The organism is Bacteroides sp. ET336, assembly GCF_024733815.1.
Classification (GTDB): domain Bacteria; phylum Bacteroidota; class Bacteroidia; order Bacteroidales; family Bacteroidaceae; genus Phocaeicola; species Phocaeicola cellulolyticus.
Map to the genome: position 1 here is coordinate 90,423 of NZ_JANRHK010000010.1, position 11,859 is coordinate 102,281.

Annotated in this window: 11 protein-coding genes; 7 read left to right on the top strand and 4 right to left on the bottom strand. The window is 39.3% G+C overall.

The genetic code is table 11. The features are described 5' to 3' along the window. Positions 1 to 3 precede the first annotated feature (3 nt). Positions 4 to 771: a mobilization protein gene (locus tag NW213_RS10495; protein ID WP_258322721.1), complete on the top strand. Its 768-nt coding sequence runs from the start codon at positions 4 to 6 to the stop codon at positions 769 to 771. Between the two features lie 6 nt (positions 772 to 777). Here the strand turns inward: NW213_RS10495 and NW213_RS10500 are convergent, their stop codons facing one another. Then, a complete protein-coding gene (locus NW213_RS10500) occupies positions 778 to 1,713 on the bottom strand; it encodes a restriction endonuclease (RefSeq protein ID WP_258322722.1) in 936 nt (311 codons plus the stop codon). Between the two features lie 240 nt (positions 1,714 to 1,953). Here NW213_RS10500 and NW213_RS10505 point away from each other — a divergent pair, with 240 nt between their 5' ends. From NW213_RS10505 to NW213_RS10530, 6 genes are all read left to right on the top strand, one after another. Further along, entirely contained in the window at positions 1,954 to 2,322 is a 369-nt protein-coding gene (locus NW213_RS10505) for a helix-turn-helix domain-containing protein (protein WP_258322723.1), read from the top strand. Positions 2,323 to 2,333: 11 nt separating this feature from the next. Continuing rightward, entirely contained in the window at positions 2,334 to 3,701 is a 1,368-nt protein-coding gene (locus NW213_RS10510; protein ID WP_258322724.1) for a YfjI family protein, read from the top strand. Positions 3,702 to 3,784: 83 nt separating this feature from the next. Beyond that, entirely contained in the window at positions 3,785 to 4,858 is a 1,074-nt protein-coding gene (locus NW213_RS10515) for a DUF6371 domain-containing protein (RefSeq protein WP_258322725.1), read from the top strand. A 139-nt stretch (positions 4,859 to 4,997) separates the two neighbouring features. Beyond that, positions 4,998 to 5,306, top strand: a complete 309-nt coding sequence (locus NW213_RS10520; protein ID WP_258322726.1) for a MobC family plasmid mobilization relaxosome protein — start codon at positions 4,998 to 5,000, stop codon at positions 5,304 to 5,306. Further along, positions 5,296 to 6,234, top strand: a complete 939-nt coding sequence (locus tag NW213_RS10525; RefSeq protein WP_258322727.1) for a relaxase/mobilization nuclease domain-containing protein — start codon at positions 5,296 to 5,298, stop codon at positions 6,232 to 6,234. Before NW213_RS10520 ends, NW213_RS10525 begins: the two co-directional genes overlap by 11 nt. 35 nt (positions 6,235 to 6,269) lie before the next feature. Further along, positions 6,270 to 6,674 (top strand): hypothetical protein, encoded by a 405-nt coding sequence (locus tag NW213_RS10530; RefSeq protein ID WP_008151765.1) that lies wholly within the window; start codon positions 6,270 to 6,272, stop codon positions 6,672 to 6,674. A gap of 164 nt (positions 6,675 to 6,838) precedes the next feature. Here the strand turns inward: NW213_RS10530 and NW213_RS10535 are convergent, their stop codons facing one another. Genes NW213_RS10535 through NW213_RS10545 form a run of 3 tightly spaced genes read right to left on the bottom strand, consistent with a single transcriptional unit; the run spans position 6,839 to position 11,859 of the window. Then, entirely contained in the window at positions 6,839 to 9,994 is a 3,156-nt protein-coding gene (locus tag NW213_RS10535; protein ID WP_258322728.1) for a type I restriction endonuclease subunit R, read from the bottom strand. Between the two features lie 10 nt (positions 9,995 to 10,004). Next, positions 10,005 to 10,379 carry an ASCH domain-containing protein gene (locus NW213_RS10540; RefSeq protein ID WP_013616573.1) on the bottom strand — a complete coding sequence of 125 codons (375 nt, stop codon included), beginning with the start codon at positions 10,377 to 10,379 and terminating at the stop codon, positions 10,005 to 10,007. Next, positions 10,357 to 11,859 (bottom strand): PIN domain-containing protein, encoded by a 1,503-nt coding sequence (locus NW213_RS10545; protein WP_258322729.1) that lies wholly within the window; start codon positions 11,857 to 11,859, stop codon positions 10,357 to 10,359. The genes NW213_RS10540 and NW213_RS10545 overlap by 23 nt, the downstream gene beginning before the upstream one ends.

The window sequence follows — 11,859 nt, forward strand, 5'->3', positions numbered from 1 at the left end:
ACTATGAATCAGAAAAGTATAGAACATATAGCACTATATTCCCTTGTATTGGTAGGTACTCTTGTCGTTGGCGTTTTAGCTCGGCAGTTTGTTTTATCCAAAGGTATTGACGATTTCAGTAGTAGTGTTGCATTTTTTGCAACAGTAATTGTCTTGATGGCGATCTATGCCAGTTTACAGACAACTTTTAATCAGTTTCTGCTGCCGCGCATAGAAGCTTCTCTATTGCGTTTCTCTGCTTTTCAAAAGATGAAAGATAACAATGATACCGTTTTTGTTCCGGAAGCCATTACAGTCAAAGATTCAAATCAAACTACGCTTGATGTCATTGAGTCTGCTCCTACCGCTGAAGAAACAATCTCTGAACCTTCAGAATATGAAGTTTTGCGAACCAATTCTATCGCAAAAAAGAATCGTGCTATTCAAACTAAATTGGAAAAGGTCATTAGCTATACGAAGCAAACAATGGTTGCCTATATGAGTGAAGAGGATCTCAACCGTCTATGTACATACGTTGCTGAATATAGTTCAGGCGATACCTTGCAAAAGATAACGCCCGTAAAGGTGGATTCACAACTTAAAAGCATTGATATTATGCATTTTGGTTGGAACATTGGCAAGGCTTTTGGTATAAAGCGCATTCACACAGCCACATTCATCAAGAATGTTTTTGCCCATACCCTCCGTGACTTGGAGATCTCAACGATTGAACGTAAAATGTCACATACGGAATCTGAATGTTACATTAAACTACAACAATTAAAAGAGTAATATATGTCATTTATCATCTTCCATTGAGTCCCAATAATCACTATCCATTTTCATCACCTTAAAGGTCATTTCTGTCTGAAGCCCCAATCCAAAATCATATATATATTCTGTTAATTGATGGCCATTAATCAAAATAACAGTAGGCGAACCATTTAAGCTATCTACATAATCCATAGCTCCTTTTGTAAAATCTGAAGTAGTGATAAAAACCCCCTTTTTAGATGGAGTTCCTGCTACAGCTCCCACAAAACTCTGAACTTCATTACGTCCAACATTATTACCTAATGCATATCGTTTAGCTTGAATAGAAATATGATTAAAGCCAAGAATATCTTCTTTTATAATGCCATCAATACCTCCATCATTGGATAATTTTGTAACAAATCCTGAGTTCTTTACTTCACCTCCATATCCCATTGCTTGAAGTAATCTCACAACTAATCGTTCGAATTCTTGGGGCTTTTTACTAAGTATTGTCGTGAGAATTTCTGATTGAATGGATTGTTTTATATTATCATACGAATTATATAAACTTTCTTGAGGAGTCGGTTCATTCTCTCCGGTTGTTTCTGATGCTTCTTCTAATGTGTCTTTAATTTTAGATTCTTTCTTCGGAGTTCGTGCGTTGACAGTTGTCTTAATATACTCACTTATCTGTTCATCAGAACATGATTCAAGCATAGACAATCCTTTATCACTAATTTTATAGTCTCCTCTTTTAGGCTTTTCAACTAAGCCAGCAATGAATAGATAAGACAAAGCCCAGGAAATACGATCTAAAAATATTTCTCCATTACCTGATGGATACCATGCATTCATCTCTTCATCTGTCAAATGAAAATGTTCTGCTAAAGGAACTCTAAAATCTTTGGCTCTCATAACGGCCCCCGACTTTAGTGTTTTCAGCGCTTGTATCCTAATTTGATCAAATTGCGGTATCATTTTGGTATTCACTAAATTAAATTGATAACAAACAAAGTTACTGCTTTTTCCTCATATATTCTAATAATATATTTCTTTTATACACGAACTCTGTGTATCCAATCGCTTTCTATATTGATATTTAATTATTTACCGTCAACAATCATCATCAAAAGTTATCTCACAGTTATATTCCGGTGATGTTTTCCACCATCAAAACACCAATTTCCTTTGCCAGCGAACAATTAAAAACGAGTACGTATGGCAAACGAACAAATCACTTTTGATAAGCTGCCGCAGGCGGTAGGTTATCTCACGGAACAGATGGAACAAATCCGTCAAATGGTAGCGGCACTGCAACCGCAGCTTTCTTCCGACAAGCATCGTCTTATTGAAATTGACGAAGCCTGTAAAATCACACGAAAGGCAAAACCTACCATTTACACGCTTGCTCGTAAAGGACTGATTCCGGCTTACAAACGAGGAAAGAAGCTCTACTTCTATGAAGATGAGTTACTGCAATGGATTGAGTCCGGACGCAAGCAGATGCAGGCCATGTCACTCCAGGAACAGGCAGCGGAGATAGTACATGGAGCGAAACGCAAACCAAAGGGAGGTTATAACTTTTGATCTGTACGGCTATGGAAACCTCCAAATTAACAGCAGAAGGTATTATCGGCGAGGCTGTGCGCATCGGAGCCAAGATGTCTGGTAGCGAGTTCCCGATAGAAATCTTTCCTATCAGGATTCAGCGTATCATCAGCAGTTTGCACGATTGTCAGGGCTATCCCGTGGATTATGTCGCTGCGGCTATCCTTGCGGCCATTGCTGTGGGGATTGGCAACTCCCATTTGGTGCAGGTGAAGCGCAACTGGCAGGAAAGTCCCATTCTGTACATGGCACTGATTGGACGCCCCGGAGCCAATAAGAGTCACCCGCTGAGTTTCGCTTTCCAGCCGTTCATTGAACACGATTACCGTCAGAATCAGGAATATCAGAAGTCGTATGCCGAGTATGAACGCACTATGTCCATGAGTAAGAAGGAACGCATGGAAGCCGGTTTGGATGAGTTTCCGCAGGCTCCCGTGCGCAGACGCTTTCTTGTTTCGGATATCACTCCCGAAGGATTGAGTCTGATACATGCCCAGAATCCCAGAGGACTCTGCCTTTGGTCTGACGAGCTGTCGGCTTGGTTCAAGAACTTCAACCGCTACAATAACGGTTCGGAAGAACAGTTCTGGCTTTCGGTGTTCAATGCCAAGCCCACGATTTCCGACCGCAAGAGTACGCAAAGTTCCATTTTTATCAGACGTCCCTATATCTCCGTTATCGGTACCATCCAAAAGAAGATTCTGGGTGAACTGGTCAAGGGCGAGCGTTCGAGTAACGGTTTCATAGACCGTATTCTTTTCGTGATGCCTGAATCTGTCTTGAAAAGCAGATGGAACGACCGGGAAACTCCTGAAGAGCTGGAAATCCAGTGGCAACAGATTATCAACAAGCTGATCGCACAGGATTGTCCGCATGACGAGAATAATGAGTTGCAGCCTCAATGCCTGCCATTCGATGATGATGCCAAGCAACGGCTTTATGGTTGGCAGCATGAAAATGCCCGCCAATGTGATATGGAAACCAATGATGCGTTGGTCGGTATTTACTGCAAACTGGAAATCTACATTATCCGGTTTTGTCTGATTATCCAGCTTGCCCGATGGACTTGCGGAGAGTGCGACAAGCATACGATTGACCTTGAAAGCGTGAACCGTGCCATCCTGCTGACTGAATATTTTCGGACTACAGCTGTAAAGGTGCAGACTGCCGTCAGCAAGGAACAGTTGAGCGAATTGCACCGCAACATCTACCTGAACCTGCCTCAGAGGTTTACAACGGCAGAAGGTATCGGCATTGCTGAAAGTTATGGGATGAAGGAGCATGCTTTCAAGATGTTTCTAAAACGCCACATCGGAACATTATTCAGAAAAGAGAATCATGGAGAATACAGTAAATAAACCTGTTACTATGCACATTTTCGCAACCGAGGGGTTTGTGAAGTTGCGAAAATGTGCATAGTAACATCCAAACAGAAAGAAAAATGAGCTACAGATTCACATTAGAACCATACAAAGGTGTCAGCACCCGGCACACATGCCCGAACTGCCACCGCAAAAGTTGTTTCGCCAAATACATTGATACGGAAAAGCAAATCAGCTTTCCTGATTATGTAGGGCGATGCAACCATGAACAGAAGTGCGGCTACAACTATACGCCCAAAATGTACTTTGACGAAAACCCGATTGCCAAGGAACGATTGAACGAAGAGTTTGTGCCGGTGTCAAAGCCACGCATCAGTCTGCCTCCTGCGCCTTCATTCATTGAGCCGGAAATCATGAGGCAGTCCCTGAAGCTGTATCACACGAACAAGCTGTTTCAGTTCCTGAGTTTCCATTTTGGACAGGAGGCTACCGAAGAGCTGATGTTGCGCTACCATGTGGGAACCTCGAAGCATTGGCCGGGAGCTACGGTCTTCTGGCAGGTCGATATTTCCGGACGGGTACGCACCGGAAAAGTGATGCTCTACAATTCTGAAAACGGGAGACGGATTAAAGAGCCGCACAACTACATCACGTGGGTACATTCCCTTTTGAAGAAAGAGAATTTCAACCTCCGGCAATGTTTGTTTGGTGAACATCTTTTGGCCTCCGACCAGCAGCGTCCGGTTGCCCTTGTGGAGAGTGAGAAAAGTGCTTTGATATCCAGCTTCTATCTGCCGCAATATCTCTGGATTGCTTCGGGCGGAAAGAACGGAGCGTTCAATCGGGATGCCATGAGCGTATTGAGAAACCGACGTGTCCTGCTCTTCCCCGACCTGGGTGCAACCGACTATTGGAACAGTAAAATGGAGATGATCCGAAGTCTGGGAATAGAGGTTTCTCTCTTCGATTTTATGGAAAGAAATGCGACAAAAGAAGAACGTGATGCGGGTTATGACATCGCCGATTTTCTGCTGAGAGAAGAGACAAAGGAGGCTATTTTCAATCGTCTTATCACGTTGAATCCGGCCTTAAAAACGCTGGTCGAAACTTTCGATTTGCAGCTTGCCAATGTGGAGAAAGCACCGCTTTCAGCAACGGTTCAACATACCCGGAGAGGACTTTTCAAACAATGACTTTCAGATGTCTGATTCTCTTCTTTTTCATTGGAGCAAGTTTATGCCGGTGTATTACATTTCCCGGCCACTTGCTCACCTCAAAAGAAGGTGAGACGGCTCCCGATGGTCACAATTATTAATCTCAAAAGCAAATATTATGGACAAGAAAAATACAGTTACAATCCGTCTTACAGACGAACAATTCGGTTGGCTCAGAGCACTCAGCCGACGCAGTAAACGCAGTCAAAGCGAAGTAGTGCGTTCACTCATCGAACACGGTACGGTGCGCGAACGAATTACGAGAGAAAATCTTGACATTATTCGAAAACTGATTGGAGAAAGCACAAACCTGAACCAGCTTGCCAGACGAGCCAATGCTTACGGTTTTTATCGTGTGGCCGATGAGTGCCAGACCGCCGTTCAACAGATTTCACAACTCATAAAACAGCTCAAAGATGATAGGTAAAATTGTCAAGGGCACGTCGTTTTCCGGATGTGTAAACTATGTGCTGAAAGAAGATAAGTCACGCCTGATGAAAGCGGTTGGTGTCTACGGCTCGCCTGAAGAAATAGCGGAGCAATTCGAGTTGCAGACTTTACTGAACGACAAGGTCAAGAACAAGGTCGGCCATATATCATTGAGCTTTTCCGCAGAAGACGGGGACCGCATCCGTGACGATGACGGACTGATGCTGAAAATCGCTCACGACTATATGAAGCTGATGGGAATCGTGAACACGCAGTTCATCATCGCTCGGCATACCGACCGTGACCATCCGCATTGTCACATCGTTTACAACCGGGTGGATAATGACGGCTGCACCATCAGCGACAAGAACGACCGTTACCGGAATGAAAAGGTCTGCAAGATGCTAACAGCTCGTTACCGCTTGCATTTTGCCGAAGGAAAAGAGCATGTCAATTTCATGCGGTTACGTCATCACGACAAGGTAAAGTATTTTATCTATCATGCCTTGAAACGAGAAGTTCCGAACGCCCGAAGCTGGAGTGAACTGAGACTGGCCTTACGGAAGTACGGAATTGATACGCAATGGAAGCTAAGTCGCACGACCGGAGAGATGCAAGGTGTCAAGTTCACATGTGACCAACTGACCTTTAGTGGTTCAAAGATTGACCGCCAGTTCAGTTTCCTGAACATCGACCAGGAGTTGAGATATAACACTCTTTCTGCTACCATGAACCAGCGTCAGGCACAGGCAAGAACCATACGCGAGGAACCTCGGCATGAATATCAGCAGGAGAATCATTCCAGTATTAGTCTGGGACTGTTTACTCCCTCTCCTACGGATTATGATACGGAGGAAGCGATACAGGCCAATCGGCTTAAAAAGAAGAAAAAGAAACCGAAACGTAAGCGAGGTTTCAGTCTATAATCAATTTTTTATTAACCATCAAAATTCAAATTATTATGAACTATTCCGATTTTATTTACGATTTCAATCTCTATTTGTGTGAGAGATTCGGTTATAGAAATTGCTGTTCCGTTATGCACAACGCCAACGGCATTTGTGTTTCTGTCCATGTAGGCGAAATGGATTTATACATCCGTTTTTGGGAATACAGTTGTGGTGTTGGCAGCATCCCTGACTGGAGCATCATCATAGTGAGAAGCAACTTCAAACGAAACCAGCAGGAAAACCTGAAAGACCTTGCCCGCTTCTTCAAGGAGTACGCCCCGCGTTATGGTTACAAATACCTCTGCACCGAGGATGATGATTACAAGTATTATCAGACCCTTGGTCTGAAACTTATCCACAAAGGATTTTTCAGACAATATAATTATGGGTTGCCGTTGAAGGAGTTGGAGGTGTAATGTGGATTTTATCTAGCCTGTCACAAAAGACATTATTCCTCCTCTGAGAATCTAATATTTGTAAACAGTTCCCATTAGAAGTACGAAAAAGACGAGGCTTACTCATGCTTTTGAGTTAACCTCGTCTTCTTTTCTGTAGATAAAATTATTTTACTTACATACATTCATTTTACATAGTCGAGATCGCCTAGCATTCGATTAATCAGATTACGCAGATTATATTTAAAACCATCGTTCTGTTGATATTCCTTGTATAAAGACATATCACCTTTACGTTTTTTTCGGATAATTCGATCGATTATAGTAGCCATTGCTTCATCGACAGCCTGCTTATCAGGATTACCCACAACAAGAGTCTGATAATCTTCATCCTCCGTTACAGCTTTTGTAATGCTTATCAATTTTGCTTTCTGATCATCAGGCGTAGCATCCCATCCTTTAAACCATCGTTCATTAAAATCTTTAAGAATTATATCCAATGGATCTTTAGGCTCATCATCTTCTCCTCCAGCATTTACCATTATAGGTTTGTTAGGGTCAATTACCGTTTCTCCAGCATCAAGCTTAATTGTCTCATTCAAAACGGTACGACGTAAGCCATATGTATTTAAATCGACATAATCAAGCAAGTCTTTTATATCATTACCGCCATTGGGTTCAATATAAAGTTCAGGTATTAGGAAACGTAAAAACCAGAATAATTTTTCCCAATCCTTGACTTCATAACTCATAATAGCAGCTGCTTTGGAATAAACCTTAACAAATTGCTTGCATTTCATCTTAAAATCAGCTTTCCCATTTTCAGCCCATTCAATTTCTGAATTAAATCGTTGTGCAGCAACATCAATAATAGGAGCCCATTTGTCAGCTTCTTCTCCACGAATATACAAATCGATGAACTCATTCACTTCGTCCATATCGAATACACCCATTCCAAGCAATGTAGCTTTTAATTCATGAAGTACATTCACATTTGTAGCTTCTGATAAAGTTGTGGCAGTATAAAAAGGGTCAAAAGCTTCTTTTATATCCTCTATTTTATTATAGAAGTCGAGAACAAATAAATCTTCGCTAAGCTTACCCAGGTCAGGAGCTGCCCGATTAAGACGTGATAAAGCTTGAACAGCCAACACGCCATCTAAAGGCTTATCAATATACATAGCACACAACTTCGGTTGGTCAAATCCTGTCAGATATTTGTTGGCAACGACCAAAATACGATAATCATCTGACTCGAATTTTTCAGCTGTTTGAGTATCAGGAAATCCATTCATTTCTGCCTCTGTATAGCGGCGTGTAACATAATAATCTCCACAAGGTTCTGCAGCTTGTATGTTATTTGTATTATATATTGGGGTATCATATCCAATGCTTTTGTCTATAATCTGTTTCTCTCCAGAAAATGCTATCAATATCTTATAAGGAAGTTTCCTTGCCTCCACCAACTTCTGGAGTGCCTTATAATATAAAATCGCACACTCAATATCTTTAGTCACCACCAGAGCTTTTGCCTTTCCTTTCAGCTTATGGTTACGGAATATCTTAGCATCAAAATGTGTCAGCATAATCTCAGCTTTGGCTTCTATAGTCCTAGGTTCTCGCTCTACAGCTCTGCGGAGCAACTTTTGGGCTTTTTCATTATTATATTCAGGATTATCCTCAATACTTTTTGTCAGTTCATAATAACTTTTATATGTCGTATAGTTAGACAACACATCAAGAATAAATCCTTCTTCAATAGCCTGTTTCATACTATAAAGATGGAATGGATGGAATTTTCCGTCTTTATCCTCTGAACCAAATCTTTCAAGTGTTTCCTTCTTTGGAGTTGCTGTAAATGCAAAGTAAGAACAGTTTGTACTCATTTTACGATCTTTCATCAGTTTTTCCAAAAGTTCGTCTGTATCTGCCCCTTCACAATCCATGTCCTTCTGAATTGTTTTATTCACACTATCAGCAGCTATACCAGACTGCGAACTATGTGCCTCGTCAATGATAATAGCAAAATTATGTTCGCTCACATCCGATATAGAATCACATATATAAGGGAATTTCTGGATAGTTGTAATAATTATTCGCTTTCCATCTTCAATGGCTTTTTTCAGGTCTTTGGAGGTATCAGCATGAGCTACAATTTTTTCACTCTTACCAAAAGCCTTAATATTGTCTGTTATCTGCTTGTCCAACAATCTACGGTCTGTAACGATAATCACAGAATCATACAAACGCGAATCTAGTGTCTTTGCACGAACTGCATCCATCGTAACAGGACAAACATCTATAAGTTTGTATGCCAACCATGTTATTGAATTTGATTTTCCTGAACCGGCCGAATGTTCAATCAAATAAGTTTTACCAACGCCAACTTTTGCTACATCAATAATCAATTTACTAACCACATCAAGCTGATGAAAACGTGGAAATATAAGTTTTTTGGCATTGGACATGATATGAGGAACCTTCTTTTGAGTCTTTGCTTCACCATAATCAAATAGCACATAATTCATAATTATGTCTGCCACAATATCTTTTTGCAGGACCTTCTCCCACATATATGCGGTTTTATATCCCCCATTAGGATTAACTGGATTTCCTGCTCCCTGTCCATCGGGCAGACCTTGATTGAATGGCATAAAAAAGGTTTTGCCCGAATTCAATTTAGTGGTGAAATATACTTCGTTCTTATCCATTGTAAAATGGGCAAGACATCGACCGAATTTCAAAAGTGTTTCCTTCGGATTCCGCTCCTCTTTATATTGTTTTTGACCATCATATTTGGCAGTCTGATGTGTCCATGGATTCTTGAATTCAAATGTAAATAACGGCAGACCATTTACATACAACACCATATCAATCTCCAAGCCTGGATTACTAACAGAAAAGGTCTGCTGACGGGTCACGGAGAATTGGTTTTGAATATATTTTTCTTTTGATAATTGACTATCGGCAGGTGATGGTTTCGGATAAAACATTGTGACATGAATATTGTCTATATCTACACCTTTCCTTAGTACCTCAATAATACCAAATGTATCAATTGCTTTCGAAAGTTGCTTAGGAAGTTCGTTTTCAATGTTTTTTCCTTTATATTCATCTATAATATTTTGTTGGGTTGTCCTCAAGAACGACCACAAACGACGCATATCAAAAGCATACTTCTTGTCGGACATATCCTTCGGCAGCCCCCAATAATATTTATCTAAGTCTGGAGACTGTGCATCAATATCATTAACACCTGTTTGTTGACGTTCTTCTAATGTTGTGCCAACAAGCGCCTTTTCTATCAAAGCTTCAAAAGCTTGTTCGTTTGTCTTGTTCATATTTTTAATTCTAATCTGATATATAACAAAAAGATTGTGGTGCCTGGGCAATATTATAGTCAGAGAGCATTTTCATCTTTTTATATTTTTTAATCTTACCTATTTCTATTGCATTTGCAATATTTTTATGTTGGAAATATGACAAATAATATTCTCTCGATATACCAGAATATTCTTTTGTTCTCTCCCATAAAACATCCACACTTTCCGAAAATATATCTTTTATCCTAAATTCACCAACAACGCGTTTGACTGGAGCAGATGCATAGATAACAACCACATTTATATCATTTCTTTTGAATAACATTTTACGATATTCATACTTTTTACTCCCATCAAAAATCCTCTCTACGAATTCAGGTTTAATTGATAATAAAACTTTCATCACTCTTTGTCTCTTTCAAAATAATTTCAAATTGTTCTTTTGTTATCGGTTTGAATCCTCTTGGTGCATCGTTTATGCCTGATAAAACTTTTAGATCTATCAATTTTTGCATATTGATTCTATGCGGGAAAGAATATACATACAAAAAGTTTACAACAAAAGGATGTCTTATCGAATACTTCCACATGTTCCTCAACTCCTGTTCTGGGTAAACACTTTTTTTTCGACAATATGAAATAAAATCTTCTTCATCTTTAAACTCAAATTTAAGTTCCTGCACTACTCCTATCGTAGTAATAACACTTTTATATAATCCTCCCGTACGATAGAAAATTAAAATGTCTCCAACTTCCGGATAAGGTTCAAGAGCCCTTGAGACATATACTTTATTAATACTGTTACGATGAGGAAAATCTTCAATAAACTCTTGCGGTGATTCTGTATTTAAAATAGAATCTGGAAGAAGTTCTGTATGATATTTAGGATATATAGGGACTATATATGCTTGCTGCTCTCTTGAAATATAAGGGAAGCAGCCTTTAATATCCTTTACATCATATTTAGGTGAGAAGTTCCTAATATATACCAGTTCTTCATTCTTCTTCCCCCACAAAGTGAATCCCCATTGTTCCAATAATTCAATTAATCGTCTTTGTTCAGGACGTTTATCATAAATGGTTACATATATTTCTTGAACATGATTTTTCAAAGCATTATCAAAAATTATCTTAATAAATCTTTCACCTAACCTAAAACCGTTACTTATAACTTTGAAAGTACCAATTTTTAATCGTTTTTTAGGCGAGAACATAGGGGTTATATCCATATAACTTTCATTTTCATCTTCCACCTTTAAATAGAGGAAAGACAAAAGCATCCCATTATTTGAATTTATAGTAATATATGCCTCATTATCATATTTTTTTATGAACCATTTATCAAAGCCAATATAATCAGCTTTTAAACTATCAAAAAAAGAATCTTCAAGACTGAGCTGTCCAAATTTTATTTTTTGGACATTAAGAACTTTATAATTAACTAAATCAGGGTGTTCTGCAAAAGTTCTTTCCAAGAAAGAATCTATCGTATAAACCTTGTCTTGAATCCCTAAAGCATTAGCTTTTTTATGAATTTTTTTGTCTTCAGTGATTAATATATCCACACGTCCGACAAATACTTCATTCAACAAAGAAGTATCAATTAAGTCATTTTCCGTACGATCATAGCTTTCAGAGATCTTTTTTACTTCATCTTGTATAGGTGAAGGTATCTCTATTGTCTCATAACTGTCTAATTTTATCAAGAAAAGCTTAACCGTTTCTTTATTGGGATTTTTCTTTATCTCTTCAATGGTTGCAGAATGAATACATTTTGTATATTTCCCTCTATCCAACCAGCGATAAAGAATACCGATATCTTGAGACACAATTTTATTTGCCTCTCTATGAATAATAATATTGGTATCTAATAAGGCTTTCAT